Origin of the sequence: Pedobacter sp. JCM 36344 (assembly GCF_046546555.1) — a bacterium.
GTDB lineage: Bacteria > Bacteroidota > Bacteroidia > Sphingobacteriales > Sphingobacteriaceae > Pedobacter.
The window spans coordinates 202,089-228,488 of the sequence record NZ_JBKHKK010000002.1 but is presented as its reverse complement, the minus strand read 5'-3'; the positions used below and the strand labels follow the sequence as shown (position 1 = coordinate 228,488).

Below are 26,400 nucleotides of genomic sequence, written 5' to 3'. Positions count from 1 at the left end.
AAAAAAGTAATTACAAACATTACCAACACACTAATAAACAATAGAAATCTATTTATATTAAATAATTATAAATTATTGATCTGTTGAAAGCACTTACCTTTACAAAAGCTCAACAGCCAAGAACAGAAAAATGAGATCGATGGAACTGGATACTTTAGAAGAATTAAGCAGGAAAGGATTTATAGATGAAAAAATAGATCCAACTCTTGATCTGTTTGATGAGATTGAAAAGTTAAAAAAGGAAAAAAATGCAATCATTTTAGCACATTACTATCAAGATCCTGATATCCAAGATATTGCAGATTATATTGGTGATAGCTTAGGCCTTTCTCAAGAAGCTGCAAAGACTGAAGCAGATATTATAGTTTTTGCTGGTGTCCATTTTATGGCCGAGACAGCCAAGATCTTATCTCCAGGTAAAAAAGTTCTCTTACCTGATATTAAAGCCGGCTGTTCTTTAGCTGATAGTTGCCCGCCACATTTGTTTAAAATATTTAAAGAGAAATACCCGGATCATTTGGTTATCACTTACGTGAATTGTACCGCCGAACTGAAGGCAATGAGTGATATTGTCTGTACCTCTACAAACGCCGTTCAGATCGTAGAAAGTTTACCTAAGGATCAGAAGATAATTTTTGGTCCTGATAAAAATTTAGGGGCTTGGGTTTCAAAAAAAACTGGTCGTGACTTAGTGCTTTGGAATGGTGCTTGTATGGTCCATGAAATATTTTCAAGGGAAAAAATAACTAAACTTAAAGAACGCCACCCATTTGCTAAGTTCATTGCGCATCCAGAATGTGAAGACGCTGTGTTACAGATGGCCGATTATATTGGATCAACCACAGGTTTATTAAAGTATACAACGAATAGCGATGCTAAGGAGTTCATCGTGGCTACCGAAAGTGGAATTATTCATCAGATGGAAAAGGCAAATCCAAGAAAAACTTTTATTCCTGCACCACCTAACAACAATTGCGCATGCAATGACTGTCCTTACATGAAGAGAAATACGCTTGAGAAACTGTACCTGTGTTTAAAAAATGAATCACCTGAGGTTACGGTTCCGGCACATATAATTATTAAAGCAAGAAAGCCCATAGAGAGAATGTTAGAAATTTCTGCTCAGTTTGGACTGTAAAGCTTTGAATACTATTTTAATAAAAATGATAAATAATGTTTGAAAATAAAGAACTTACGGATATAGCAGAATTAGGAGAGTTTGGGTTAATTAAGCACCTGACAGATAACTTTAAAATTCGACATGAAACTAGCGTAAAAGGAATAGGTGACGATGCTGCTGTTCTTAACTTTGGTGAAAAAGAAGTTTTGATATCGACTGATTTATTACTTGAGGGTATTCACTTTGATCTTGCTTATGTACCACTAATGCATTTAGGTTATAAGGCCGTACAAGTCAATTTAAGCGATATTTATGCCATGAATGGTGTTGCTACTCAAATTACTGTTTCCATAGGCTTATCGAGCAAGTTTCCTTTAGAGGCTGTAGAAGAAATATACAAAGGTATTGAACTAGCTTGCAATAAATTCAATATTGACTTAATTGGCGGTGATACATCAGCCAGTAAACAGGGTTTGGTTATTAGTGTAACAAGCATTGGGTACGCCGATAAAAAGGATGTTACTTATAGAAACGGTGCTGAAGAAGGTGATCTTCTATGCGTTTCAGGTGACCTTGGTGGAGCCTATTTGGGTCTTCAAATACTAGAAAGGGAGAAGTTGGTTTATTTGGAGAATCCAAACATACAGCCAGATTTGGAAGGTAAGGATTACATTATAGAAAGACAATTAAAGCCTGAGGGAAGACGAGATATTGTAGATCTCTTGGCGCAAATGGATATTAAACCTACGTCAATGATAGATGTGTCTGACGGTTTAGCTTCTGAGATTTTGCACATATGTGAACAGTCAGATAAAGGATGTAACCTTTATGAAGAAAAAATTCCAATTGATCCTGTAACCTATGAAACTGCCAGGGAACTTGGCTTAGATCCAACGGTCTGTGCGTTAAGCGGTGGGGAAGATTATGAATTGCTTTTTACCATTAAACAATCTGACTATCCAAAGCTTAAAAATGATGTAGATATTAGTGTGATTGGTCATATTACGGATAAGAACTCGGGATGTAAAATGATTTCAAAGTCTAATGTTGTACATACAATTACAGCTCAAGGATGGACAGCTTTTAAAGGATAAACTATTCATTATCAGTGCTTAGATCGAGAAATCTAGTGTCTATTTGTTTAGTATTTTTAGCACCTAGTTTTCTTATCTTTTCTGAGGTACTGGAAAGGTTGCCCGCCCCTGTACTCAGTTTATTAACTGCTTTATCATAAGCAACCTGCGTCTGTTTGATGTTTTTTCCAATGCTTTCCATGTCATTAAGGAAGCCTACAAATTTATCGTACATACTTCCACTCAAACGTGCTATCTCCAGTACATTCCTATTTTGTCGTTCCTGCTTCCATATACTGGCAATGGTTCTTAGCGTTGCCAGTAAAGTTGAAGGACTTACAATTACAACTTTTCTGTCCCAGGCATAATTAAAGAGTTCTGAATCCTGCTGAACTGCTATTCCAAAAGAAGACTCAATTGGCATAAAAAGCAATACGAAGTCTGGGGAATTGATCTCATAAAGTTCATGATAGTTTTTACCTGACAGACCTTGAATGTGTGTCTTGACAGATAGGACATGTTGCTTTACATACATTTCGCGTTCTTCCTCCGTTTGCGCAGATAATAGTCTGTCATATGCCAGCAGCGAGACTTTTGCATCTATGATTACATGCTTTTCATCTGGGAGATCCAAAATTACGTCTGGCTGTAACTTGTTACCCTCTTGATGGTTTAAACTAGCTTGCAAGCGGTATTCTCTGTCTTTTACCAAGCCTGAACGCTCTAAAATACGTTCCAAAATAACTTCTCCCCAATTACCTTGTTTTTTGCTGTCGCCTTTAAGGGCCCTTGTTAAATTACCTGCTTCTTCGCTTATTAATTTACTTTGGTCCATCAACTGTGTGATAACCCCTTTCAATACGTTACGTTCATCAGATTCTGATTTGTATACACGCTCTACTTTTTCTTCAAAGGCTTTAATGTTTTCTTTTAAAGGATTGATTATCAAATCAAGATTTGCTCTATTCTGAGCAGTAAAACGTACGGATTTATCCTCAAGAACCTTATTAGCGATATTCTCGAACTCAAGTTTAAATCTCTGTTGCAATTCATTTATGTAGGATTCCTGTTGAAGATGTTTATCACGTTGTGCAATTAAGGTTTCTTCAACTTTAATCACTTTTTCGCGTTCATTCATATAATTGAGGCGAAGATCACTTAGTTCATCTTGAAGTTTCAGTTTATCCGCTTTCAAAGAGTTAATAAATTTTAGCGCAGTAAATAATACTAAAATAATGATCAATACAACTACAATTATTACTTCCATTACTAAATTTTTTAACAAAAGTCGTTAATAAGATATTGTATTGCAAATAATATTAAAAGGCAGATATATATGAATTATACCAATTTTAAAGACATTTTGAAGCATTTTAAGTACAGTTATAATCATTTAATGGACTTAGTTAAGAATAAAATGATGGGAGTACAGAATGTATAAATACTTACCAAGCCGATAGTTTGCTAATTGAAAATAAAATATCATTACAAGAGGTTAAACATACCTTTCTCTGCATTAACATTAATTCTTAAATGTATTGGAAGATATTTAACGCTTTAAACTGATTTAAATCAGGAATGGTTTTTGTTTTAAGTAGGTTGAAAAACCTACACTTACAAAAATGGGAATCTATTTTATTTTACTGATCCCGGTTCTTATATTAAGCATGTTTGTGCAGTGGCGATTTAGAAGTAAATTTTCAAAATATGCAGAAATGCAGTTGAACTCGGGGTTTTCAGGAAAAGAAGTTGCAGAAAAGATGCTGCACGATTACGGAATATTCGATGTGAAGGTGATGAATACAGAAGGGCAGCTTTCTGATCACTACAATCCTGAAGATAAAACAATTAATCTTAGTACAGACGTTTACTACGGCCGTAGTGTAGCTGCCGCCGCAGTGGCCGCTCACGAGTGTGGACACGCTGTACAGCAAACGAAGTCATATAGTTGGTTAAATTTACGAACCAGCATGGTTCCTCTTGTGAGCCTCAGCTCAACTTTATTACAATGGGTGTTGATTGTTGGTGTGTTTTTGATTGCCTTCACCTTTAACCCATTTGTCTTAACCATTGGTGTAGCTGGACTTGCTATCATTACGCTTTTTAGCGTTATCACCTTGCCTGTAGAATTTGATGCAAGTAGACGAGCCTTAATCTGGCTTAAAAATAATAGGGTGGTATTGTATACCGAGGAAGAGCATGCTCAAGCGAAAGACGCCCTTTGGTGGGCAGCTATGACCTATGTCATATCAGCTTTAGGGGCTATGACCAATCTCATTTACTACGTCTCCATTCTTTTCGGTAGAAATCGCGATTAGTTGAGTCGATATGGAACAACCAATTCAAATTCGGGAATATCGACGGTGAATTCTGTTTCATCTGCAATACGGCTCATCAGATAATTTCCGCTCATGCTACCTATCTCAGTTGTCAAGTGGCAACCAGAAACATAGGAATATTCCTCTCCCGGCTGTATTATAGGCTGAACGCCAACTACTCCTTCCCCCTCTACTTCTCTCTGAGCTCCACACGAGTCGAATATAAACCATTGTCTTCTTTTCAATTGAATTGAATAGTCGGAAAGGTTTTCAATGCTTATGCGATAAGCAAACATGAAGTGGTCATTAACCGGATTAGATTGTTCATCTTCATAACTTGTTTCGACGGAAATTTTAACTCCTTGGGTTATAGCTGTAACCATAATTCTGAGTATTTATCTGCTATTTCGTCCAATATAGCATGAATTGTTTCAATATTATCTTCTTTTACTAATTGCATTCTATAATTTTTAAAATCGGGAATGCCTTTGAAGTAGTTGGCATAGTGACGTCTCATCTCAAAAATTCCTACACGAGGACCTTTCCAGGCAATTGATTTTTCAAAGTGAGTGCGACAAACAGACACTCTTTCCGTAATTGTTGGGCCAGGTAAGATATCTCCAGTCTTAAAAAAATGCTTGATTTCCCTGAATATCCATGGGTACCCAATTGCTGCACGGCCTATCATAATTCCATCCACTTCAAACTCCATTCTCCAATCTGCCGCCTTCTTAATGCTATCGACATCCCCATTGCCAAATATTGGGATCTTTACTCTTGGGTTTCTTTTTATTTGACGGATTAGCGTCCAATCTGCCTCACCTTTGTACAGCTGAGCTCTTGTTCTGCCATGAATAGTAAGCGCCTGAATTCCAATATCCTGAAGCCGCTCCGCCACTTCTTCTATATTTTTTGTAGTATCATCCCAGCCCAATCGGGTCTTAACCGTAACAGGCAAATGCGTGGCTTTAACTACAGCCTCGGTCATCTTAACCATTTTGTCAATATCCTGAAGCAGGGCAGAGCCTGCGCCCCTACAAGCAACTTGCTTAACTGGACATCCGTAATTGATATCCATAAGATCTGGCCCTGCTGCAGTAGCTATTTCGGTAGCTTCCCGCATATGGTCTATTTCACTACCAAAAATCTGAATTCCAATAGGACGCTCATATTCAAAAATATCGAGCTTTGCGCGGCTTTTCGCAGCATCCCTAATTAACCCCTCAGAAGAAATAAACTCGGTGTACATCATATCCACTCCGCTTTGTTTACATACGAATCGGAAAGGCGGGTCACTTACATCCTCCATGGGAGCAAGCAATAATGGGAAGTCACCCAGATCAATATTCCCTATCTTTACAGACATTTTTCTATCTTCAAACCAAAATTCACTGTACAAAGGTACGAACTTTACAAATAATGAGTTTCATTCAAAACCAAAAGGAAGAAAATAGTCCTTATCTCCAGTTACTTATGCTCATATTGTACGCAGTACTGGGACTGATCGTGTGCTTTATTTTGGCTTTTGTAGTGCTGTTCTTTATGTACGGGATGGAACTAATTAGTAATCCTGCGATACTTGTTGCTCCCGATTTGAAGTACCGACCAGCATTACAAATTTTGTTGTTCGCACAATCTGTGGGCTTGTTCTTGATACCCCCTATTTTGTTAGCGGTTACCGAAGGTAAAAAAGTAAATGTTTTTTATGGGCTAAAGCTGCCCAGATTGAAACTAACAGCACTGGTTTTTTTGATCATAATTGTGAGCACTCCGCTGATGGAATGGGTTACGGTCGTTAATCAACAGATGAAATTACCTGACTTTTTAAAGGGAGTAGAAGAATGGATGAGGAGAAGTGAGGATTCGCTTATGGAAACTACCATGCTGCTGCTAAAGATGAGTTCTATACAAGAATTTTTACTTAATATATTTCTTATTGCATTTGTTGCTGCAGTTTCAGAAGAACTAATGTTTAGGGGTGCTATTCAGCGAATCTTTACGAGATTATTTAATAGCCCACATGCCGCCATCTGGTTCTCTGCCTTTGTGTTCAGCGCTATTCATATGCAATTCTATGGGTTTATTCCAAGACTTCTTCTTGGAGCCGGTTTTGGCTACTTATACTTGTGGAGTGGAAGCCTTTGGTACAGCATTCTAGCCCATTTTCTAAATAATGCTTTTGCTGTTTGCCAAGCGTATTATATGCAAAAACATAACCTGCCGATTGATGTAGAAAATGTGACTTACTTTGCTTGGTATGGCTATATAATTAGTTTTGCGCTTAGCATTATTGCTTTCCAAATATTTAAAAAACAAGCTAAATGAAAACAAGGGCAATAACTGCTTTCTTTTTTACTATTGTAATGCTAGGCTCCATATTCTTAGGAAGCTATATCTTCAGCGCATTTTATTTGCTGCTTAGTCTGGCAACACTTCTTGAATTCTATAAACTTATAAAAACTGCAGGTATCAGGCCTCATAGAAATATTGCTGTACTTGCAGCAACTTTAATGTTTTTGATGACAGCAGGGTATCACTACCTGCAATTTGAAACGAAATACCTGCTGTTATTGATTCCTCTAATCTTTTCAATATTTATCAGCGAGCTTTATAAAAAGGATAAAATTCCCTTCGCAAACATTTCCTATACCTTTGTTGGGTTTATCTACGTTACCTTGCCTTTCTGTTTGTTTTATTCCCTTGGCTTTATGGTCAATTCGGAATACAATTATCATATTCCGCTTTCGTTTCTACTAATGCTTTGGGCCAGTGATACCGGAGCCTACTTGTTCGGAAGTAAATTCGGTAAAACAAGACTATTTGAACGCCACTCTCCAAAGAAATCCTGGGAAGGTTTTTTTGGTGGGATGTTTACCAGCATAGTAGTTTCTTACCTGCTTTCTATGTTCTTTAAAGACATGAACCCTTACTACTGGGCTGGTATGGCTGTATTAATAGTTTGTTTTGGTACCACAGGAGATCTTGTGGAGTCAATGTTAAAACGCAGTCTGAATGCCAAAGACTCAGGAAGTATCTTACCGGGTCACGGAGGTTTCTTAGATCGCTTCGACGGCTTATTGCTTGGCGCACCCGTAGTGTATGCCTACATCTATCTGATATTAAATTAATGAACCTAACGTAGTTACCCGTGTTAACTTTACCGGTAATGGCTCATATCAAGCCCGAACAGGACAGCGCGACCTTGGCTATTACTTGAGTTCGGATTGGGATTATAGACTGATGTTAGGTAACTTATACTTAACAGGAAATTAAAAGGGAGTTAAAAAGGAGATGGCAGGGGCAACTTCCCTGTTACCTCCCTGTTACGTCCCTGCTATGTCCCTGTTACCTCCCTATAATATAAGACCATATAACGAGTTATTCTATAATCTGGCAACTGAAAATGACTAGCTAATATCTTTAAAGTTAAGCTTAGTTCTCTGCAGTCAGTTTTATTTGTTATACCTGGATAAGGCCCCGTAACCTATTTTCTTAAAGGCTTAAGTAAATATTCCAGCCCATTGAGTTTAATTTCGTAAAGAGTGGCAATCATCTCACCAAGTTTGCCAGGTGGAAACCCTTGCTGATGAAACCAGACTAGATAGCTCTCAGGAAGATCACACATGATACGACCCTTATATTTTCCAAAGGGCATTTGCATAGTAACCAGGTCTTTCAATATTTGTGGATTCATGAGTTTTATCTTACGACTAATTCTAACATTTCCACTGCTTCATCTACGGTATTTAATCCATCAAAAGCAATTCTCAAGCTATCTTTAACCTCTTTCAAATTGCATAGACGGGGATGAATTTGCGCAAAAAGAAGTATTTTATTGAACATAGTGGAATCAAAAAATCTGGATTGCTTGTCTGCAATAAAGTATCCCCTTAACGTACCTTTTTTATAGCTTAGCTTTTCAAAGCCGAGCTGCTTAGCAACCCACTGAAGTCTAAGGACGTGTAACATCGTTTTAACGGGCTTCGGAACAGGACCAAATCGATCTTTTAGCGCGTTTTCAAACGTTTTTAGTTGAGCTTCATCTTCTATTTTTGAAAGCTCAGTATACAAATTGTAGCGCTCCGTAATATTTGTTACATAATCATCAGGGATGTAAAGCTCCAGATCCGTATCTACTTGGGTAAAGGTGACGAAAGGCCGCTCCTTTTCATCTTTAAAAAGATCTTTAAACTCATCTGATTTAAGTTCCTGAATGGCTTCATCCAGGATTTTATGGTACATTTCAAATCCTATTTCGGCAATAAAGCCACTTTGTTCTGCACCCAAAAGGTTCCCGCTTCCGCGGATATCCAGATCACGCATGGCGATATTGAAACCACTGCCAAGGTCTGAAAACTCTTCAATTGCACTCAATCTTTTTCTTGCTTCGGAGGTGAGGGTTGAAAGTGGCGGACTTAAAAGGTAACAGAAAGCTTTCTTGTTTGACCTACCTACCCTACCACGCATCTGGTGTAGGTCACTCAAGCCGAACATGTGAGCGTGATTGATAATGATTGTATTTGCGTTGGGTATATCAAGGCCAGCCTCAATAATTGTTGTGGCTACTAAAACATCTTTCTCTCCGTTAATAAAGTTTAACATGACATCTTCTAGCTGATCACCATCTAACTGACCATGGGCAATACCGATTCTCGCTTTAGGAACCAAAGTCTGTATAAGTCCGCCTAGTTGTGGCAGATCATTCACTCTATTGTGAATGAAGAAAACCTGCCCACCCCGGTCTAGTTCGAATTGAATTGCTTCCTGAATCAGTTTATCATTGAACACATGCAATTCTGTATTTACAGCCTGCCTATTTGGCGGTGGAGTGCTCATGATTGACAGATCCCTCGCTCCCATTAATGAAAAATGTAACGTACGGGGTATGGGTGTAGCAGTAAGGGTCAGGGTGTCGACATTGATCCTTAAAGCCCTCAATTTCTCTTTGGAAGTGACACCGAACTTCTGTTCTTCATCAATGATCATGATGCCCAGGTCTTTAAATTTGACGTCTTTGCTTAGTAAGCGATGGGTTCCAATGATGATGTCCACCTTCCCGTCTGCAACTTTAGATAGTGTTTCCTTGATCTGCTTGTTGGTTTTGAACCTATTAATATAATCCACGTTGCATGGAAAGTCCTTGAGACGTGAGGTAAAGGTTTTGAAGTGTTGAAGCGCAAGGATTGTTGTTGGCACTAGTATAGCTGCTTGTTTTCCATTGGCAACCGCTTTAAAGGCGGCTCGGATTGCTATTTCCGTCTTACCAAACCCAACGTCACCACAAACTAACCGATCCATGGGATGGGGCGCCTCCATGTCTCTTTTTACATCAGCTGTTGCCTTTTCCTGGTCTGGGGTGTCTTCATATATAAATGATGCCTCCAGTTCTGTTTCGAGGTATCCGTCTGGGTCGAATGCGGTACCAACCTGGGCTTTTCTTAGGGCGTAAAGCTTTATTAAGTCCCTGGCAATGTCTTTAACTTTTTTTTTTGTTGTCTTTTTTAGTTTATCCCAGGCCTCTGTTCCCAGCTTGTTCATCTTCGGCGGTGTTCCGTCTTTACCGCTATATTTAGCTATGCGGTTCAGGGAGTTGATGTTCACGTATAAGAGGTCATTATCGGCATAAACTAGTCTGATCATCTCTTGCGTTTTTCCATTTACCTCAACCTTTTCTAAGCCGGCATATTTGCCGATACCATGGTCAATGTGGGTAACGAAATCACCTGGCTTGAGGTCTCGAAGCTCTTTTAAAGTAATTGCCTGACTACGCTGGTAACCTCTTTTAAGCTTGTATTTATAAAACCGATCAAAGATTTGGTGGTCTGTGTAGAAAGCGACATGCTGCTGAGGATCGAGAAAACCTTCTCTTAAAGGGATATTTATAGGGGTAAATTTAGCAGTTTTGTCTATGTCATCGAGAATAGCATACAAACGCTCAGTTTGTTTAGGGGAAGAACTAAATATAAAATTATGGATACCCGCCTTTTCATTCTCTTTTAGGTTGTGTATTAAAAGACTGAAATCTTTATTAAACGACGGCTGTGGCTTTGTTTCAAACTGAAATACCTGTTCAGTTTTATAGAAAAACTGCTTTCCGAATTCAACCAGAACAAAGTCCTGGAAGATGTCTGCCATCATCTTCTCATCCGTAAATGCGAATTTAGGATCTATCCAATCCTGGTTTTCCTGCTTTTCTTTGGCAGGCAGAGCCTTCCAAAGCTCTGTCGCTTTTTTGTAGCCTGCTTTAACGATGTCTAATGTAAATTCAACATCTTTAAACCAAACCTGAGTATCTTTTTCTATATAATCAAGCAAACTTATGTTATGCTCGGTCAGGTATTTAGATTGAACATTTGGTATAATAGTGAGTGTTTTGACATCCTCAACTGAAAGCTGACTTTCGATTTCAAATGTTCTTATACTTTCCACAATGTCGCCAAAGAATTCGATTCGGTACGGTAAGTCATGTGAAAAGGAGAAGATGTCTACTATACCTCCCCTGATGGAGAATTGCCCTGGTTCATAAACGAAGTCAGTTCGATTGAAATCATAATCAATTAAAAATTCGTTGATGAAGTCGATGCCCAGTTTAGCATTGAGTGCAATTTCTAGCGTGTTTTTTTCTAGAACACTTCTATCGATTACTTTTTCTGCTAAAGCTTCCGGATACGAGACTACTATTTTCCCGAACTCTGAGTGGTGATTGAGTTCATTCAATACCTCAGCTCTAGCCAAGACATTGGCTGTGTCAACTTGTGTGAACTCAAAAGCTTTTCTAAAAGAAGAAGGGAATAGCAGTACTTCAGTGTCTATTATACTTTCCAAGTCGGAAAGGAAGTAGGAAGCTTCTTCACGATCAGGAAGAATAAAAAGAATTGGTTTGTGGAGTAAAAAGTAAGAAGCGACAGCAATGGTCGCATCGGAAGAGCCAACTAGCCCCTTTAGCTGGACTTTTGTTCCTTTGCCCATGTTAAGGGCTTTTGCTAATGCTACAATGCGCTCATCTGCCTTGTATCTGTTAATCAGGTCGCGGATATTCACAGGACAAATGTAAGATTTATGATCAGCTTTAGTTGTAACAATCGAGGCAATATTATATCTAAAAACAAAAGGATTACATGAAATGGTTCACTTCCATACCAGTAGAGTTCTTGTTTTGGGTAGCTGCGTTAATTGGTTTAGCTATTACAGAACCGGAAATCCATGGGCATGTTCATCACTTCACACTTTGTCCGTTGGCAAATTTGGGAATGGAATGGTGTCCGGGGTGTGGAATTGGAAGGTCGATTACGCAGCTTTTACACGGCAACATTGAGGCGAGTTTAGCGCACCATTGGTTTGGTATTCCGGCTTTGCTTATCATTTTCTGCAGGGTGTGGACATTATTAAGGATGCAATTAAGAAGTTATAAATATTATAAAATAATATAGGAGAAAAGGATATGTTTGATTCACCATTTATGTCGCTACCGGGCATCTCGCCCCAAGAATATTCGTACTTGCAAAGTGCAACCACAGGATTTAGTGAACAACAGCTGAGGGGATTTTTAATGATCTACGGCAGCAAACGGAGAAATCCAGATGACATGGTTTTATATTGCATTCTTGGGTTCTTTGTTCCTGGGTTGCCAAGGTTCTTGGTTAATCAAATTGGAATGGGGATTTTATACTTTTTTACTATTGGCTTATGCTTTATCGGAACTATAATTGACCTGGTTAATCATAAGAATCTGGCATTCGAATACAACCAACGCATGGTTTTGGAGAGTTTGCAAATGGTCAAAATGACTAATCTTCAATAGATATAAAACGATATTGTAACTTTACGATATGAGATTATCGGTTTTGATAAAGTTTCTGGAAGAGTTTGCTCCGCCAAATTACCAGGAAGACTATGACAATTCTGGTTTGCTGATTGGTCAGCCGGAACAGGAATTGGTCGCCGCATTGGTCGCGTTAGATTGTACAGAGGCTATTGTTGACGAAGCGATAGAGAATAATTGTAACCTGATCATCACGCATCACCCTATTGTTTTCAAGGGTCTGAAAAAGATTACTGGTAAAACTTACGTGGAGCGTGTAGTGCTTAAAGCGATTAAAAATAACATTGCGCTTTATGCGATACATACCAACCTGGATCATGTGAAGCATGGTGTGAATGGTGTAATCTGTGAGCGGCTTGGATTAGCAAACGTGAAAATATTAAGTCCAAAAGGCGGCTTATTGAAGAAACTGGTTACTTTTTGTCCGGTGGATTTCGCCCCTAGGGTGCGGGAAGCTTTGTTTGCTGCAGGAGCAGGTAATATCGGTAATTATAGCGATTGTAGTTTCTCTGTAGATGGTGCAGGAACATTTAAGGCAGGAGAAGACACAGATCCCTTTGTTGGAGCGCAGGGTGTTTTACATCAGGAGGATGAAGTTAGGATCGAAGTTGTTTTTCTTACCCAGCAGCAGCGGAAGGTTATTCTAGCATTGTTAGAAAATCACCCCTATGAGGAAGTGGCCTATGATATTTATGCCTTAGAGAATTCATTAGATAACGTTGGTGCTGGAATGGTGGGCTGGCTGGAAGAAGGGTTAGACGGCTTGGCCTTTTTGAACCTTGTTAAAGACCGGATGGACGCTAAGGTTGTTAGGCACACTAATCTATTGCCAAAAAAGATAAAAAAGGTTGCTGTTTGTGGAGGCTCTGGTAGCTTCTTATTGCAGCAGGCGATTGCTTCGGGAGCGGATGCTTTTGTTACTTCAGATTTCAAGTACCACGAGTTCTTTGATGCAGACAACAAACTGGTGATTGCAGATATTGGGCACTTTGAAACTGAACAATTTACATCTAATTTGTTGATAGATATTATTCAAGAAAAATTTCCTAACTTTGCAATCCGTTTAACGGAGCACAATACAAACCCCGTAAATTACTTGATTTAATGGAACAAACTGTAGAGCAGAAGCTAAAGGCTTTATACGAATTACAAAACCTGCACACTAAAATTGATAAGATTCGCCAAATTCGTGGTGAGCTGCCAATGGAAGTTGCTGACCTTGAAGATGAGGTTGCCGGGTTGGATACACGTATACAAAAATTTAAAGCTGAATTGGATGATTCCGAAGACGCCATTGTAACACGTAAAAACATGATCAAGGAATCACAAAACCTGATCAAAAAATACGAAACACAACTAAAGGACGTAAAGAACAACCGTGAATATGATGCTTTGACTAAGGAAGTGGAAATCCAGACTTTGGATATCCAGGTTTCTGAGAAAAAGATTAGAGAGTTTGGCTTTGATATCGCTACTAAAACAGAGGTTTACGAAAAGGCTGTTGCGGATATGGAGTCAAGGAAAAAAGACCTTGACATAAAGAAAGGCGAGCTTGAAACAATCACTGCTGAAACTGAAAAGGAAGAGCAAGGATTGTCTAAGAAAGCAGAAAAAGCAGAAACTCAAATCGAAGAGAGACTTTTAACAGCCTACACTAAGTTGAGAGGAAATGCGAACAATGGTCTGGCTGTTGTAACTATTGACCGTGATTCATGTTCAGGTTGCTTCAATCAAATTCCACCCCAGCGTCAGCTGGATATCCGTCAACGAAAAAAGATTATCGTTTGCGAACATTGTGGAAGAATACTCGTTGACGAGGCTTTAACATTAGAAGTGGCACCTGTATAGGTTTCTTATATTATTTAGAAGGGTCGGATGTTCCGGCCTTTTTTTTTGCCCATTATTTCCCTAGGGATATTTAGAATTCAAAATCAATGAACACTATGAGGCCTTTTTATTTAGCGTTTAGAGTGATGCTTTTATTGCTAATAGTCCCGATGGGCGTTTCTGCAAAATTTGACTTCAATGCCAATTGTTTAAAGGCTTATAATGCCATTTTCTCCTTAAAACTCAATACCGCCAGGCAGCTAATTGCAGCAGAAAAGAAGCTTAATCCCGACAATGGCATCATCCCTCTTTTAGAGAACTATGTAGATTATTTTTATTTGCTAACTACTGATAGCAAGGTTGAGTTCGATAGACTAAAGCAAAGAAAGTCTGACCGATTGGATCAGCTAGAGGATCAGGATTCGACCTCTCCGTACTATCTCTATGCCCAGGCAGAAGTCAACCTACAATGGGCGCTTATTCGTGGACGGTACGGTGAATATTTCACTGCTGCGCGTGAAATCAAGAAAGCACATGGGCAATTGTTGGATAATCAAAAAATGTTTCCTGCATTTATATTGAACACGAAGGGAATAGGATTAATTAATGCATTTCTAGGGAACTTACCTGATGGAATGTTGAAGAGTACACTGGCTACTTTTGGGATTAAGGGGGATCTTTCTCAAGGGATTGCCATGCTTGACCGGCTTGCCGAAACACTTCCTCAATCTCAATATGAGGCGTTTTTCGAAGAGGTTGTGTTTTACTATTCTTTTGTTCTTAACGATATCGCACACAGTCCTGCGGCTTATGCTAAAACAATGAAATATACTGCGCAGATTAGTGATGCTAGCTTACTGAAAGCATATCTTAGAGCATTGGTGGCTGCCAAATCCTCACATAATGATGAAGCGATAAATATACTAATGACCCGTCCTACGGGACTAGTATATCAACCTTTTCCCTATTTGGATTATTTACTTGGCGCGGCTAAGCTAAACAAACTGGATTATTCATCATCCACCGACTTCTCCAGGTTTCTGCAGTTAAACAAGGGGGTGAGCTATGTAAAAGACGCTAACCTTCACTTGTCTTGGGTTGCGCTATTAAAAGGCGACAACGCAGCTTATATGGCTTTTGTGAGCAAAGTAAAGTCCAGCGGATATACTTATCAGGAAAAGGACAAGCAAGCCCTGAATGAGGCCAATGACGCTGCGCCACAAAAGACGCTATTAAAGGCTAGATTGTTGTATGACGGGGGATATTTTTCCAGAGCTCTTGATGTGTTCTCAGGTTTAAATGAAGCTGATTTTGCAGTTGGTAGAGACCGTACCGAATATTACTATAGATTGGGTCGTATCTTGGGTGAAGTTGGAAAAGATGATGAAGCGATAGTCAAATATCAGCGAGCGATTAACTCAGGAAGAAGCTTAAGATATTACTACGCTGCAAATGCTGCGCTACAAGTTGGAAAAATTCTTGAGCGTAAAAAAAGCTGGTTAAAAGCAAACTCCTTTTTCAATCTAGCTATTCAGATGAAAAATCACGATTATGAAAGTAGCATAGAGACCCAGGCTAAAGCAGGACTGAAAAGGATAGAGGGAAATTAAAAACGATAGACTACGGCGTTTATATGCATTCCTGCTCCCACAGAGGCGAATAATGCATAGTCTCCTTTTACGATTTCGTAACCCTCTACTTTGTTTTTTAAGACCAAGTCAATCAAAGTTGGAATAGTGGCGACTGAACTGTTTCCCAGCCAGGATATAGTCATTGGGACTAAATTTTCAGGAACAGTTTCAAGATCGTACAGCTTAAATAAGCGTTTCATGATGGCATGATCCATCTTTCCATTAGCTTGGTGAATGAATACCGTTTTAATATCCTTAATGTCGACCCCCGATTTGTCAATCGCCTTCTTGACTACCTGCGGGACATTAATCACCGCGAACTCATATAATTTGCGCCCATTCATTTTAAGATAGGAGTTGCCGGATAACTCATTTGGATTATAACTCTTACCCATAGTCAATAGCGAGCCATAAGTAGCGGCAAATGTTTGTGATTTATGCGCAATTATGCCAACAGGCTCGAGAGATTCCTTAGCTTCGAAAATAACTGCTGCGGCACCATCAGAAAATATCATTGTATCTCTATCATGTGGGTCTACGATTCTAGATAACGTTTCGGAACCTATAACCATTACCTTTTTGGCATCTCCACTTTTTAGCAAATAATCAGCCTGAATAGTTCCTTGAACCCATCCCGGACAGCCGAAAATAATATCATAAGCAACGCAATCAGGATTTTGGATACCTAAAAGTGCCTTTACTTTAGCGGCTAGCGCAGGAATCATCGTAGTTCGATTTGTTCCCTTTTCAATGTCTCCGAAATTGTGACAAAGTATAATATGGTCAAGCTCTTCTTTATCTATCCCCGCGTCAATTATTGCATTTTGAGCCGCTATGGCCGCGATGTCGCTGTTCACGACATCATCGTTTACATACCTACGTTCATTGATTTCAGTGATCTCAGAAAATTTTTTGATAATCTCCGTGATGTCTTTATCAATCAAAGCTCCATTGTCGTAAAAGACAGAGTTAAGAAATGAATCGCCTGATATAATATTTTCGGGAATAAAGCTACCCGTTCCAGTAATAACCGAGTATAGATTTGTTTTATTGCTCATTTTGAACCGCAGACTGTTTTGGTATACGGTATAAAATTAAGCTAATAAATTTAGAATTGGAAATTTAAGAGAAATCTTCAACCAGAAATACAAATAGTTCTTTAGGACCATGAGCTCCGAGAACCAATGTTTTTTCAATGTCGGCAGTACGACTAGGGCCTGTAATGGTGCTAATCATCGAAGGAATATTACTACCATATTTATTTTTCACCAGCGCGAAGGCATCCTTTAGGTCCATCACCATTTGTCCGGTTCTTGCTATTACAATGTGGTGGTGAGGGAATATACTTAGCCGCCTACCTGCGGCATTTTGATTGGAGACCATTATTGAGCCATTTCTTGCAATCAATGCCTCGCACATCGTTATTCCCACCTCTGCGAGATGGAAATCTTTATCTGTTTTGTAAAAAGGGAACTCATAGGTAGATAAAAGTTCCTGCAGTTCGGGCTCCCAGCAATAGATCTTTCTCCAGTTGAAACGCTCTGCTAGCTCGAGGATGTTCTCAATAAACTCAATCCCATTCTCGCAATAAATAAAGTTTCCAGAAACTGCAGTTAATTGTTCGGCAAATAGAACTTCAGGATATTCTGTATTCTCTCGATATAGGGGAGTGTCCTCTAAATTAGGGTAAGGGCTGTCTCTCTTTTCAAGTAGCGCCCTCCTAATCTTTTTTAACATTAACTCTTTTGGGGAGATGTTCTCTTGCATACTATATAAATTACGGCCAGCTCGATTAGAACTGGCCGCTGAAGTAAAGTTATATAATTATTAAGCCTCTTCTGGAGATATTTGCCCAGTTATTCCATCTTCCAATTCTGTTCCGGGGATTAGCCCCTCAAAAACTCGCTTACCGAATATCTCTTCCAGATCGTCTTTGAACAATACTTCTTTTTCAATTAGGATATCTGCCAGTTTGATAAGTTTATCTTTATTCTCGGTTAACAGCTTAATTGCGCGTTGGTACTGACTTTCAATTAATGCGGAGATCTCACTGTCAATGGTAATAGCTGTCTCCTCAGAATATGGCTTACCAAAGCTATACTCATTCTGACCAGAAGAATCATAATAGGTAACGTTACCAACTTTTTCGTTTAAGCCGTAGATGGTAACCATAGCTCTTGCCTGTTTTGTAACTTTTTCCAGATCACTTAATGCGCCTGTAGAAATCATGTCGAACATTACCTTTTCTGCAGCCCTACCTCCCATAGTTGCGCACATCTCATCAAGCATCTGATGTGGACGTACAATCAGGCGTTCTTCAGGAAGGTACCATGCCGCACCTAAACTCTGACCCCTTGGCACAATAGTAACTTTGATTAACGGGGCGGCGTGCTCTAATAACCAACTTACGGTAGCATGACCCGCCTCATGAACTGCAATCGCTTGCTTTTCTTTTGGAGTGACGATCTTATTTTTCTTTTCCATACCGCCAACAATTCTGTCAACAGCGTCTAAGAAATCCTGTTTATCCACAGCCTGTTTGTTTTTACGGGCGGCAATCAGTGCAGCTTCGTTGCACATATTAGCTATGTCAGCTCCAGAGAATCCTGGAGTCTGCTTGGCAAGGAATTCAGTATCTAAGTTTCCGTCTGTTTTAAGCGGCTTGATGTGCACTTCAAATATTTGTTTACGCTCGATAACGTCAGGTAGGTCAACGTAGATCTGTCTATCAAATCTTCCGGCTCTCAATAAAGCTTTGTCTAATACATCAGCCCTGTTGGTTGCCGCAAGAATGATTACATGTGTATTTGTCCCGAAACCATCCATCTCAACTAGTAGCTGATTTAGTGTGTTTTCGCGCTCATCATTCCCGCCCATCATGCTATTCTTGCCTCTTGCACGACCGATTGCATCGATCTCGTCAATGAAAATAATACATGGAGATTTATCTTTAGCCTGTTTAAACAAGTCACGCACACGTGAAGCGCCCACACCTACAAACATCTCCACAAAATCAGATCCTGATAACGAGAAAAAAGGAACCTGAGCTTCACCGGCGACCGCTTTAGCCAATAAGGTCTTGCCTGTACCAGGAGAACCAACAAGTAATGCCCCTTTGGGTATTTTACCCCCCAGATCAGTATATTTCTTTGGATTTTTAAGGAAATCGACGATTTCCATAACCTCTTGTTTTGCTTCTTCAAGACCTGCAACATCGTTAAATGTCGCATTTACCTGACTTTCTTTATCAAACAAAGTAGCCTTCGATTTACCGATATTGAAAATCTGTCCACCGCCACCACCTGCGCCTCCACCCATGCGGCGCATAATAAAAATCCAAAAGCCTATAAATAAAAGTACAGGAATGATTACTGTAAAGAACCAAGAGTTAAAAGAGCTCTGTCTGGTGTCCTTCTCAGCTAAAATCTGCCGTTCAGGAGGTGTGCTTTTTTGTGATTCTTTAAGCTGGGTATCTAAGGCATCCATGGAGCCCACGTTAAAAGATACCGTTGGCCCAGTGCCACCCCCTATACTATTTTTGTTCTCATACTGTTTGTATTTTGACTCTTTTAATCTGTCTTTTTTTATATAGACATCGACTTTAACTAGGTCCTCATGTTTATATGCTACCAGTTTGTCTACATCACCTGGAAGAAGCATCTCAGTTTCGAAAGTTCTATATGGGACAGACTTGCTAGCATCAGTGTTAAACAGGAATTGTAATAAAATAATTCCCAAAATGATGGCCGCGTAAACCCAAAAGATATTAAATTTTGGGCCTTTTTGAGGCTTCTTAGGAATATTTGGGAGCTTCTTTATCAGTTTTGGTTTTGTATCTTGGTTCTCTCTCATTGTTAGATCAAAAAATGTAAGTGATTAAGCGCTTTTATAAGAAGTTGTTTGGGCATCTCCCCATAAATCTTCTATTCCGTAAAACTCGCGTTTTTCGGTTTTAAATATGTGCACAACAATGTCAAAATAATCCAGAATAATCCAATCCGCAGTTTCGTGTCCTTCTTTGCACCATGGGTCAGTTTGTGTATTCTTATAGATTTCTTCTTCTACGCTATCGGCTATTGCCTTAACTTGCGTGGATGAATTTGCACTGCATATGATGAAGTAGTCTGAAACGGAACTAGTTAGTTCTCTTAAATCTAATCGAACAATGTCATTTCCTTTTTTTTCTTGGATGCCTTGAACGGCTATTTCTGAGAGGTATGTAGAAAGATTTCCTATTTTCTTTTTTACCATTAAATTGTTTTAATTTTGATAAACAAATATACAATCAACACTTGCAAAATAAGACTTTTTCCACATTATTTATCGCTCAAAATCTTATTCAATTATCAGCTGTTGATTCCACTAATAACTATTTAAAGCTGATGCTGTCAAAATCCGAGCCATTAGCAGAGGGAACTGTTATTTTGGCAGATGACCAATTTGCCGGGCGAGGACAACAAGGTAACACCTGGATTTCACAGGCAGGTTTGAATCTCACATTTAGCATTTATTTACGTCCCTCTTTTCTCTCAATTGTACACCAGTTTCAGCTTAATACCGCCGTTAGTGTCGGACTTGTTAATGCATTGAAACACTATGTGAGCGAAGGGATAAAGATTAAATGGCCGAATGACATCTACTTTCATAATTACAAAATAGGCGGGGTTTTGATCGAAAACACCATTTCCTCAGGCAACTTGAGGAGCAGTATTATTGGCATAGGAGTTAACGTCAACCAACGCGAATTTAATAGATCCTTGGTAAAGGTAGCTTCTTCGATAGGAAGAATTTTACATGCAGATGTTGATTTATTAGAATTATTAGAGAAGATATGTCACTCCATCGAAGTTCAGTATTTGAAATTAAGGGCAGGAAAATCGAAAGATCAACTTAAGGACTATCTCGAAAATCTATATCAGTTTGGCAAGGCTAGTAACTTTAAAAGTGACAATAAGATTTTCGAAGGCTACATCGTCGGAGTGTCTGAAGAAGGAAAATTACTTGTGGATCATGGAGGTCAGCAATGTAGCTATGGGTTCAAAGAGATAGAATTTTTGGATAACAATTAAAAATTATAAGTAATTTCACCGCCACAACTTAAAATAGCTTTGCTAGTCTGATGACACGACAATTTAAGTTAAGAGAACGAATGTAATGAGCAAAATCAAAAATATTGGTGTTTTAACTTCAGGAGGTGATGCTCCAGGAATGAACGCAGCGATCAGAGCGGTTGTCCGTGCAGCAATCTATTATAATCTGGAAGTTACTGGGGTGTTGAGGGGATACGAAGGGTTGATTAATGGTGATTTTATCGAAATGGATCGCAAATCTGTAGCAAACATCATTCAACGTGGAGGCACTATATTAAAGACCGCCAGAAGTGACGCTTTCCGTACCAAAGAAGGTCGCGAAAAAGCACACGAACAGTTGAAACAAAAAAACATAGATGCTTTAGTGGTTATTGGGGGTGATGGCACCTTCACAGGTGCAGACATCTTTTCGACAGAATACAAATTTCCAATAGTTGGCTTACCAGGTACGATAGATAACGATCTTGAAGGCACGGACTTTACAATAGGATATGATACTGCTATAAACACCGTAATTAACGCTGTTGATAAAATCAGGGATACCGCAGAATCTCATGACAGGTTATTTATTGTGGAGGTAATGGGTCGCGATTCTGGGCTAATTGCTTTGCGAAGTGGTATAGGTGTCGGCGCTGAGGCGATCATGATTCCAGAAGCTAATATGGGCGTAGACGGTTTGGTTACTCGTCTGGAAAGTGGGCGAAAAGATAAGGCTTCAAAAATTATTATTGTGGCCGAGGGCGACGAAATTGGAGGGGCTTTCAACGTTGGAGAAGTTCTAAAAAAGAAGTTTCCAGCTTACGATATCCGGGTTTCCGTTCTTGGACACATTCAGCGTGGCGGAAAACCAAGTTGTATGGATAGGGTATTGGCCAGCCGTTTGGGTGTTGCAGCGGTTGAAGGCTTGCTTAACGGACAATCTGGAGAAATGGTTGGACTAAAAAATAAAGAAATTATATTTACACCATTTGATCACGCTGTCAAGCATATCGATGCAAAAGAAATTAGTGCTGCATGGTTGAAGTTAGTGGAAATCCTGTCTTTATAATAACTTGGCTAAAACTTCCTCCCAATTATTTACCCGCTCATAATCATTTAACAAAAGGTTGTGCGGTGAGGTAAACAATAGTTTTCTGCCACTAAAGTCGACGAAATTCTTTGCGCGGTCATCAATCATGACGTCAACGTTTACGATTTTATCACCACAAAATATGATGTTCCTCCAGCCAATAAAGGGAAAGTGTTCTCCTAGCCAATCCAGTTTGTCTTCTAGGGAATTCCTGAATTCCATTGCTGCAGACACGATATAGACTTCATTGTTTTCCTGTAGCTTTTTAACTGCCTCGACGGCGCCCTCAATTAGTGGTAAGTCTCTAAAGAAGCCTTTTTGATTGATATATTCAAACCATTTACTGTTAATCTCTTCAGGGATATGATGAAAAAATTCTTTTCCAGGTTCCTGAAAAAGATCACTTGGAACATTATAGTCCCTGTTAAATAGTTGTATGAATTTGTGGATGGGATCGGCTAGGACTTCGTCCATATCTATGGCAATTCTCATAATATTCGTTTGCATCAAATATCTCTAATTGGCTCCAAACTTATGTTATATGAATTTAATATTATTGCATCTTGCTAATCGATAGTATTTTAATTACTTTTGCATCCCCGCAAGCATGAAGCTCCGGGAACTATGTTGAATACATAACTTTATAAAAGAATGGCAACTAAAATCAGATTACAAAGATTCGGTAAAAAAGGTAAGCCTTTTTTCCACGTTGTGGTAGCGGATTCCCGCTCGCCAAGAGATGGTAAATTTATTGAGCGTTTAGGCTCATATAATCCAAATACCAATCCTGCTACTATTGAATTAAACTTCGACAAAACTTTAGACTGGGTAAACAAAGGTGCTGAGCCTACGGATACTTGTCGTGCTATCCTTTCGTACAAAGGTGTTTTATACAAAAAACATCTAGAAGGTGGTGTTAAAAAAGGTGCGTTAACTACTGAGCAAGCAGATACTAAATTTGCAGAATGGTTAGGTGCAAAAGATGGCAAAATTGAGGGTAAAAAGGACGATTTAACTAAATCGAAAGATGAAGTTAGAAAAGCTGCCTTAGCTGCTGAAGCTAAGAAAAATGCTGATCGTGCTGCTGCTCTTGCAATTAAGAATGCACCAGTAGAAGAAGAAGTTATAGAAGAAACTCCTGAAGTTGAAGAAGAAGCTCCCGTAGCTGAGGCAACCGAAGAAGTTCCTGTTTCAGAGACTACAGAAGGAACAGAAGAAGAAAAGGCATAAAATTCTTATTATTCTGAATAATAGCGAAGGGTCTTTCATCAGAATGACTTTTCGCTATTTTTTTTATACCACTAAACAGTCGAAGAAATTGAATTTAGAAGAGGCGTTTTATATCGGTTATATTACCAAAACTAAAGGACTAAAAGGAGAGGTGCAATTGTACTTTGAGTACGATGAGCCTGGGCTGCTTAAGCTAGACGTAATATTTGCCGAGATCAGTAATAAGATGGTGCCATTTTTCGTGTCCTCCTATAAGCTCCACACCAACAGTACTGGTAATTTTTATTTTGATGATGTTGACCATATCGATAAGGCTCAGCCGCTAGTAAAGAAAAAGATTTATTTGCCATTGACTAAAATGCCGGATCGTTCTGAGGATGACTTTCATTACAATGACCTAAAAGGTTTCATCGTTTCAGACGAATTTCATGGAGAACTTGGGGAGATCATCGAAGTAAATGAATATCCACAGCAATTTGTAGCGACAGTTTTGTATCAGAATAAGGAGATACTCTTTCCATTAAATGATGATATGATTATCGAGATTGACGAAGAGGAAGAAACTATTCTAGTTGATCTACCTGAAGGGTTGTTGGAGTTATACATAAATTCTTGAGCTATGCGTTTTGATATCATATCTGTTTTGCCAGCTCTGCTGGATAGTCCTTTCGCTCACTCGATATTGCAAAGGGCACAAAAAAAGGGCATAGCAGAAATTTTTGTTCATAATCTTAGGGATTATTCAGACAATAAACAAAAGAGCGTAGATGATTATCCTTACGGGGGTGGTAGCGGAATGGTCATGTCTATCGCACCTTTTGCCAAATGCATTGAAAACCTGAAATCCGAGCGGTACTATGATGAGGTCATTTTTATGAGCCCCGATGGAGTTACATTAAATCAAACCATCGCGAATGAACTTTCTGGAAAAGGTAATTTAATGATTTTGTGCGGGCACTACAAAGGAATCGATCAAAGAATCAGGGATTTATTTGTTACAAGAGAGATTTCAATTGGAGATTATGTGTTGTCCGGCGGAGAACTTCCCGCAGCGGTTCTTGTAGACGCGATAACAAGGCTTATTCCCGGCGTCCTTAATGACGAGACCTCCGCTCTATCCGATAGCTTTCAGGGGGAGCTTTTAGATGCGCCAGTTTACACAAGACCATCAGACTGGAATGGTCATAAAGTTCCAGATGTGCTCTTGAGTGGACATGAATCCAGAATTAATGATTGGAGACATGAGCAAGCGTTAATTCGCACCCAGTCAAGGCGGCCGGATCTTTTGGAAGACTAAAGATCCGGAAACGATAAAGATTGTGGAAAAAAATAAAATTAGCTTTTATTTATAAAATAAAATTCTTAATATTGCAGTCCGATTTTAAACAACAAAAAGTCGGCTTAATAGCTTAAAATCATGGATTTAGTAAAATTTGTTGAAGAGCAGGTAATCGCAAAAAATGAGTTTCCTGCATTCAAATCAGGAGATACAGTGAGTGTTCACTATAAAATTCGCGAAGGTAATAAGGAACGTATTCAAATTTACCAAGGTGTAGTATTGCAACGCAATAGTGTGGGCGCAAACGAGACGTTTACTGTTCGTAAAATGTCTAATAGTGTTGGTGTTGAACGTATTTTTCCGATTAACTCTCCAAACATCGCTAAAATAGAAGTAAATAGTCACGGTAAAGTTCGTAGATCAAAATTATTCTATCTACGTGAGCTTACTGGTAAAGCAGCACGTATCAAATCTAAAAGAGTTTAGTCTTTTAGCGATAAGCATATTAACCTTCCCAATTTCAATGGGGAGGTTTTTTTGTTTCTGAATATTTTACAAAAACTTCCTCATCAACTATTCACTCCTCTTGTTATCTACAGAAGCCCCGTGCAAGCCCATTGCGTGATCGGGTATTATAAATCATAATGTTATCCAAAGAAATGCGTCTGACTTTACTGTTAAGCTAATTCCGCTAAAACCGTAATACCACCCTTTACAACTTGGTTTAGTTCAAGATTAACTTTGGTGCCTAAAGGTAAAAAGATGTCAACACGCGAGCCGAATTTAATGAAGCCAAACTCCTTTGTCTGCTCCACAGCATCCCCCTCTTTTACATACCAGACAATTCTTCTTGCCAATGCACCTGCAATCTGTCTAAATAAGATTGGAATTCCGTTTTCGTGTTCTACAACTACAGTAGTCCTTTCGTTCTCTGTGGAAGATTTAGGATTCCATGCAGCCAGATACTTTCCAGGATGATACTTAAAGAATTTAACGACGCCAGAAATTGGATTTCTGTTAATGTGAACATTAACAGGAGACATGAAAATTGATACTTGTAATCTTTTGTCTTTGAAATATTCTCTTTCTTCAGTTTCCTCAATCACGACAACTTTCCCGTCCGCAGGGCAGATCACGAGGTCATTTCCCGACATGAATGACCGCCCAGGATTTCTAAAAAATTGTAAGACAATTAAGAATAGGGCAACAGAAAATATATAGATTGACCATCTCAACCATACGATATCAGCAAACCTATAATCTATAATTGCATTGACTATAAAAATAAAAAGTAGTGAAATGGCAATCGTGGTATAGCCTTCTTTATGTATGGTCATTTCAATGAGTTATATGAACGTTGTAAAATTGAGAAAAAATATTGGATTAACTGGGATTACCCTAAACAGATTTCGCCTTATATATATCTTTGAGGTTTCGCCCAAGGCCGTCATAATCCAAACCGTAACCTACAACAAAGTCATTTTCAATCTCAAAACCAACGTACTCCAGCTCATCAATCGGAGATTTAAGTGCTTTAGGCTTTAGGAGTAATGAGCAAACTTTGATTGACGAAGGAGCCTGTTTCTTAATCTCCGAAATGATATAGCCCAGAGTAAAACCTGTGTCAACAATGTCCTCAACTACAATTACATCGCGCTCATTAAGGTTGTCAGGAAGTCCGAATGCCTGCTGAATTTTTCCACTACTCTCTGTCCCCTCGTAGCTACTAATTTTTATAAAACCTACCTCACAAGAAACTGTTACTTCTTTCAGCAGATCTGCCATGAATATAAAGCTTCCATTGAGAACACCTAAAAAATACGGACATCGATTTTCATAGTCGAGATTTAACTGGATTCCTATCAATCGGATTCGCTTGCAGATGTTGTCATTTTCAAGGAATATCTCAAATCCTTTATCAGCTATTTGTATGCTATTCAT

Annotated in this window: 28 protein-coding genes; 16 read left to right on the top strand and 12 right to left on the bottom strand. The window is 39.0% G+C overall.

The window, feature by feature from the left end; genetic code table 11:
- The first annotated feature begins 139 nt into the window (after window positions 1-139).
- Complete coding sequence (gene nadA / locus ACHFIZ_RS02805; protein ID WP_410882642.1) at window positions 140-1,138, top strand: quinolinate synthase NadA; 999 nt, start codon at window positions 140-142, stop codon at window positions 1,136-1,138.
- Between the two features lie 35 nt (window positions 1,139-1,173).
- On the top strand, window positions 1,174-2,214 hold the full coding sequence (thiL, locus tag ACHFIZ_RS02800; protein WP_410882640.1) for a thiamine-phosphate kinase: 1,041 nt from the start codon (window positions 1,174-1,176) through the stop codon (window positions 2,212-2,214).
- A 1-nt stretch (window position 2,215) separates the two neighbouring features.
- Here the strand turns inward: thiL and ACHFIZ_RS02795 are convergent, their stop codons facing one another.
- Complete coding sequence (locus ACHFIZ_RS02795; protein ID WP_410882638.1) at window positions 2,216-3,460, bottom strand: DNA recombination protein RmuC; 1,245 nt, start codon at window positions 3,458-3,460, stop codon at window positions 2,216-2,218.
- Between the two features lie 355 nt (window positions 3,461-3,815).
- Between ACHFIZ_RS02795 and ACHFIZ_RS02790 the strand changes: the two genes are divergently transcribed.
- Window positions 3,816-4,511, top strand: a complete 696-nt coding sequence (locus tag ACHFIZ_RS02790) for a zinc metallopeptidase (protein ID WP_410882636.1) — start codon at window positions 3,816-3,818, stop codon at window positions 4,509-4,511.
- Here ACHFIZ_RS02790 and apaG read toward each other — a convergent pair.
- Window positions 4,508-4,894 (bottom strand): Co2+/Mg2+ efflux protein ApaG, encoded by a 387-nt coding sequence (apaG, locus tag ACHFIZ_RS02785; RefSeq protein ID WP_410882634.1) that lies wholly within the window; start codon window positions 4,892-4,894, stop codon window positions 4,508-4,510. The two genes, ACHFIZ_RS02790 and apaG, sit on opposite strands and share 4 nt — an antisense overlap.
- Window positions 4,879-5,877: a tRNA dihydrouridine synthase DusB gene (dusB, locus tag ACHFIZ_RS02780; protein ID WP_410882632.1), complete on the bottom strand. Its 999-nt coding sequence runs from the start codon at window positions 5,875-5,877 to the stop codon at window positions 4,879-4,881. Before dusB ends, apaG begins: the two co-directional genes overlap by 16 nt.
- Before the next feature lie 53 nt (window positions 5,878-5,930).
- On the opposite strand from dusB, the gene ACHFIZ_RS02775 reads away from it, so the two are divergent.
- Together ACHFIZ_RS02775 and ACHFIZ_RS02770 are read left to right on the top strand one after the other, a co-directional pair.
- On the top strand, window positions 5,931-6,836 hold the full coding sequence (locus ACHFIZ_RS02775) for a CPBP family intramembrane glutamic endopeptidase (RefSeq protein WP_410882630.1): 906 nt from the start codon (window positions 5,931-5,933) through the stop codon (window positions 6,834-6,836).
- The gene (locus ACHFIZ_RS02770; RefSeq protein ID WP_410882628.1) at window positions 6,833-7,639 is read left to right on the top strand and encodes a phosphatidate cytidylyltransferase; all 807 of its coding nucleotides are present in this window, start codon (window positions 6,833-6,835) and stop codon (window positions 7,637-7,639) included. Before ACHFIZ_RS02775 ends, ACHFIZ_RS02770 begins: the two co-directional genes overlap by 4 nt.
- Window positions 7,640-7,995: 356 nt before the next feature.
- Here ACHFIZ_RS02770 and ACHFIZ_RS02765 read toward each other — a convergent pair whose 3' ends face one another.
- On the bottom strand, window positions 7,996-8,205 hold the full coding sequence (locus ACHFIZ_RS02765; protein WP_410882626.1) for a DUF3820 family protein: 210 nt from the start codon (window positions 8,203-8,205) through the stop codon (window positions 7,996-7,998).
- A 5-nt stretch (window positions 8,206-8,210) separates the two neighbouring features.
- Window positions 8,211-11,552, bottom strand: coding sequence for a transcription-repair coupling factor (mfd, locus tag ACHFIZ_RS02760; RefSeq protein ID WP_410882624.1), 3,342 nt, complete (start codon window positions 11,550-11,552; stop codon window positions 8,211-8,213).
- Window positions 11,553-11,629: 77 nt separating this feature from the next.
- Between mfd and ACHFIZ_RS02755 the strand changes: the two genes are divergently transcribed.
- From ACHFIZ_RS02755 to ACHFIZ_RS02735, 5 genes are all read left to right on the top strand, one after another.
- Window positions 11,630-11,941 carry a DUF2752 domain-containing protein gene (locus ACHFIZ_RS02755; protein WP_410882623.1) on the top strand — a complete coding sequence of 104 codons (312 nt, stop codon included), beginning with the start codon at window positions 11,630-11,632 and terminating at the stop codon, window positions 11,939-11,941.
- Window positions 11,942-11,952: 11 nt separating this feature from the next.
- Window positions 11,953-12,312, top strand: coding sequence for a TM2 domain-containing protein (locus ACHFIZ_RS02750; protein WP_410882621.1), 360 nt, complete (start codon window positions 11,953-11,955; stop codon window positions 12,310-12,312).
- A 28-nt stretch (window positions 12,313-12,340) separates the two neighbouring features.
- Window positions 12,341-13,438 (top strand): Nif3-like dinuclear metal center hexameric protein, encoded by a 1,098-nt coding sequence (locus tag ACHFIZ_RS02745; RefSeq protein ID WP_410882619.1) that lies wholly within the window; start codon window positions 12,341-12,343, stop codon window positions 13,436-13,438.
- Complete coding sequence (locus ACHFIZ_RS02740) at window positions 13,438-14,181, top strand: zinc ribbon domain-containing protein (protein ID WP_410882617.1); 744 nt, start codon at window positions 13,438-13,440, stop codon at window positions 14,179-14,181. Before ACHFIZ_RS02745 ends, ACHFIZ_RS02740 begins: the two co-directional genes overlap by 1 nt.
- Window positions 14,182-14,276: 95 nt before the next feature.
- Complete coding sequence (locus ACHFIZ_RS02735; protein WP_410882615.1) at window positions 14,277-15,770, top strand: tetratricopeptide repeat protein; 1,494 nt, start codon at window positions 14,277-14,279, stop codon at window positions 15,768-15,770.
- Here the strand turns inward: ACHFIZ_RS02735 and ACHFIZ_RS02730 are convergent.
- The 4 genes from ACHFIZ_RS02730 to rsfS form a co-directional block, all read right to left on the bottom strand.
- Window positions 15,767-16,849, bottom strand: coding sequence for a 3-oxoacyl-ACP synthase III family protein (locus tag ACHFIZ_RS02730; protein ID WP_410882613.1), 1,083 nt, complete (start codon window positions 16,847-16,849; stop codon window positions 15,767-15,769). The two genes, ACHFIZ_RS02735 and ACHFIZ_RS02730, sit on opposite strands and share 4 nt — an antisense overlap.
- Before the next feature lie 64 nt (window positions 16,850-16,913).
- A complete protein-coding gene (locus ACHFIZ_RS02725) occupies window positions 16,914-17,558 on the bottom strand; it encodes a LutC/YkgG family protein (protein WP_410882611.1) in 645 nt (214 codons plus the stop codon).
- Between the two features lie 60 nt (window positions 17,559-17,618).
- Window positions 17,619-19,643 (bottom strand): ATP-dependent zinc metalloprotease FtsH, encoded by a 2,025-nt coding sequence (gene ftsH, locus ACHFIZ_RS02720; RefSeq protein ID WP_410882609.1) that lies wholly within the window; start codon window positions 19,641-19,643, stop codon window positions 17,619-17,621.
- A gap of 24 nt (window positions 19,644-19,667) precedes the next feature.
- Window positions 19,668-20,042, bottom strand: coding sequence for a ribosome silencing factor (rsfS, locus tag ACHFIZ_RS02715; protein ID WP_410882607.1), 375 nt, complete (start codon window positions 20,040-20,042; stop codon window positions 19,668-19,670).
- 41 nt (window positions 20,043-20,083) lie between these two features.
- Between rsfS and ACHFIZ_RS02710 the strand changes: the two genes are divergently transcribed.
- Window positions 20,084-20,860 carry a biotin--[acetyl-CoA-carboxylase] ligase gene (locus tag ACHFIZ_RS02710; RefSeq protein ID WP_410882605.1) on the top strand — a complete coding sequence of 259 codons (777 nt, stop codon included), beginning with the start codon at window positions 20,084-20,086 and terminating at the stop codon, window positions 20,858-20,860.
- 85 nt (window positions 20,861-20,945) lie between these two features.
- Window positions 20,946-21,929 carry a 6-phosphofructokinase gene (gene pfkA / locus ACHFIZ_RS02705; protein ID WP_410882603.1) on the top strand — a complete coding sequence of 328 codons (984 nt, stop codon included), beginning with the start codon at window positions 20,946-20,948 and terminating at the stop codon, window positions 21,927-21,929.
- Here pfkA and ACHFIZ_RS02700 read toward each other — a convergent pair.
- Window positions 21,924-22,442, bottom strand: a complete 519-nt coding sequence (locus ACHFIZ_RS02700) for a 5' nucleotidase, NT5C type (protein ID WP_410882601.1) — start codon at window positions 22,440-22,442, stop codon at window positions 21,924-21,926. The two genes, pfkA and ACHFIZ_RS02700, sit on opposite strands and share 6 nt — an antisense overlap.
- Before the next feature lie 159 nt (window positions 22,443-22,601).
- Between ACHFIZ_RS02700 and ACHFIZ_RS02695 the strand changes: the two genes are divergently transcribed.
- The 4 genes from ACHFIZ_RS02695 (at window position 22,602) to rplS (ending at window position 24,945) form a co-directional block, all read left to right on the top strand.
- On the top strand, window positions 22,602-23,180 hold the full coding sequence (locus ACHFIZ_RS02695) for a 30S ribosomal protein S16 (protein ID WP_410882599.1): 579 nt from the start codon (window positions 22,602-22,604) through the stop codon (window positions 23,178-23,180).
- An 88-nt stretch (window positions 23,181-23,268) separates the two neighbouring features.
- Window positions 23,269-23,796 carry a ribosome maturation factor RimM gene (rimM, locus tag ACHFIZ_RS02690; RefSeq protein WP_410882597.1) on the top strand — a complete coding sequence of 176 codons (528 nt, stop codon included), beginning with the start codon at window positions 23,269-23,271 and terminating at the stop codon, window positions 23,794-23,796.
- 3 nt (window positions 23,797-23,799) lie between these two features.
- The gene (trmD, locus tag ACHFIZ_RS02685; protein WP_410882595.1) at window positions 23,800-24,477 is read left to right on the top strand and encodes a tRNA (guanosine(37)-N1)-methyltransferase TrmD; all 678 of its coding nucleotides are present in this window, start codon (window positions 23,800-23,802) and stop codon (window positions 24,475-24,477) included.
- 120 nt (window positions 24,478-24,597) lie between these two features.
- Window positions 24,598-24,945 carry a 50S ribosomal protein L19 gene (gene rplS, locus ACHFIZ_RS02680; protein WP_410882593.1) on the top strand — a complete coding sequence of 116 codons (348 nt, stop codon included), beginning with the start codon at window positions 24,598-24,600 and terminating at the stop codon, window positions 24,943-24,945.
- 191 nt (window positions 24,946-25,136) lie between these two features.
- On the opposite strand, the gene ACHFIZ_RS02675 is transcribed toward rplS, so the two are convergent.
- Window positions 25,137-25,796, bottom strand: coding sequence for a phosphatidylserine decarboxylase family protein (locus ACHFIZ_RS02675; protein ID WP_410882591.1), 660 nt, complete (start codon window positions 25,794-25,796; stop codon window positions 25,137-25,139).
- 61 nt (window positions 25,797-25,857) lie between these two features.
- The gene (gene hpt, locus ACHFIZ_RS02670; protein WP_410882589.1) at window positions 25,858-26,400 is read right to left on the bottom strand and encodes a hypoxanthine phosphoribosyltransferase; all 543 of its coding nucleotides are present in this window, start codon (window positions 26,398-26,400) and stop codon (window positions 25,858-25,860) included.

What these genes read in the sequence shown, in the direction of transcription:
- nadA (WP_410882642.1), top strand. Translation starts at nt 140, where the DNA reads ATGGAACTGGATACTTTAGAAGAATTAAGCAGGAAAGGATTTATAGAT.
- thiL (WP_410882640.1), top strand. Translation starts at nt 1,174, where the DNA reads ATGTTTGAAAATAAAGAACTTACGGATATAGCAGAATTAGGAGAGTTT.
- ACHFIZ_RS02795 (WP_410882638.1), bottom strand. Translation starts at nt 3,460, where the DNA reads ATGGAAGTAATAATTGTAGTTGTATTGATCATTATTTTAGTATTATTT.
- ACHFIZ_RS02790 (WP_410882636.1), top strand. Translation starts at nt 3,816, where the DNA reads ATGGGAATCTATTTTATTTTACTGATCCCGGTTCTTATATTAAGCATG.
- apaG (WP_410882634.1), bottom strand. Translation starts at nt 4,894, where the DNA reads ATGGTTACAGCTATAACCCAAGGAGTTAAAATTTCCGTCGAAACAAGT.
- dusB (WP_410882632.1), bottom strand. Translation starts at nt 5,877, where the DNA reads ATGTCTGTAAAGATAGGGAATATTGATCTGGGTGACTTCCCATTATTG.
- ACHFIZ_RS02775 (WP_410882630.1), top strand. Translation starts at nt 5,931, where the DNA reads ATGAGTTTCATTCAAAACCAAAAGGAAGAAAATAGTCCTTATCTCCAG.
- ACHFIZ_RS02770 (WP_410882628.1), top strand. Translation starts at nt 6,833, where the DNA reads ATGAAAACAAGGGCAATAACTGCTTTCTTTTTTACTATTGTAATGCTA.
- ACHFIZ_RS02765 (WP_410882626.1), bottom strand. Translation starts at nt 8,205, where the DNA reads ATGAATCCACAAATATTGAAAGACCTGGTTACTATGCAAATGCCCTTT.
- ACHFIZ_RS02755 (WP_410882623.1), top strand. Translation starts at nt 11,630, where the DNA reads ATGAAATGGTTCACTTCCATACCAGTAGAGTTCTTGTTTTGGGTAGCT.
- ACHFIZ_RS02750 (WP_410882621.1), top strand. Translation starts at nt 11,953, where the DNA reads ATGTTTGATTCACCATTTATGTCGCTACCGGGCATCTCGCCCCAAGAA.
- ACHFIZ_RS02745 (WP_410882619.1), top strand. Translation starts at nt 12,341, where the DNA reads ATGAGATTATCGGTTTTGATAAAGTTTCTGGAAGAGTTTGCTCCGCCA.
- ACHFIZ_RS02740 (WP_410882617.1), top strand. Translation starts at nt 13,438, where the DNA reads ATGGAACAAACTGTAGAGCAGAAGCTAAAGGCTTTATACGAATTACAA.
- ACHFIZ_RS02735 (WP_410882615.1), top strand. Translation starts at nt 14,277, where the DNA reads ATGAGGCCTTTTTATTTAGCGTTTAGAGTGATGCTTTTATTGCTAATA.
- ACHFIZ_RS02730 (WP_410882613.1), bottom strand. Translation starts at nt 16,849, where the DNA reads ATGAGCAATAAAACAAATCTATACTCGGTTATTACTGGAACGGGTAGC.
- ACHFIZ_RS02725 (WP_410882611.1), bottom strand. Translation starts at nt 17,558, where the DNA reads ATGCAAGAGAACATCTCCCCAAAAGAGTTAATGTTAAAAAAGATTAGG.
- ftsH (WP_410882609.1), bottom strand. Translation starts at nt 19,643, where the DNA reads ATGAGAGAGAACCAAGATACAAAACCAAAACTGATAAAGAAGCTCCCA.
- rsfS (WP_410882607.1), bottom strand. Translation starts at nt 20,042, where the DNA reads ATGGTAAAAAAGAAAATAGGAAATCTTTCTACATACCTCTCAGAAATA.
- pfkA (WP_410882603.1), top strand. Translation starts at nt 20,946, where the DNA reads ATGAGCAAAATCAAAAATATTGGTGTTTTAACTTCAGGAGGTGATGCT.
- ACHFIZ_RS02700 (WP_410882601.1), bottom strand. Translation starts at nt 22,442, where the DNA reads ATGAGAATTGCCATAGATATGGACGAAGTCCTAGCCGATCCCATCCAC.
- ACHFIZ_RS02695 (WP_410882599.1), top strand. Translation starts at nt 22,602, where the DNA reads ATGGCAACTAAAATCAGATTACAAAGATTCGGTAAAAAAGGTAAGCCT.
- trmD (WP_410882595.1), top strand. Translation starts at nt 23,800, where the DNA reads ATGCGTTTTGATATCATATCTGTTTTGCCAGCTCTGCTGGATAGTCCT.
- rplS (WP_410882593.1), top strand. Translation starts at nt 24,598, where the DNA reads ATGGATTTAGTAAAATTTGTTGAAGAGCAGGTAATCGCAAAAAATGAG.
- ACHFIZ_RS02675 (WP_410882591.1), bottom strand. Translation starts at nt 25,796, where the DNA reads ATGACCATACATAAAGAAGGCTATACCACGATTGCCATTTCACTACTT.
- hpt (WP_410882589.1), bottom strand. Translation starts at nt 26,400, where the DNA reads ATGAATAGCATACAAATAGCTGATAAAGGATTTGAGATATTCCTTGAA.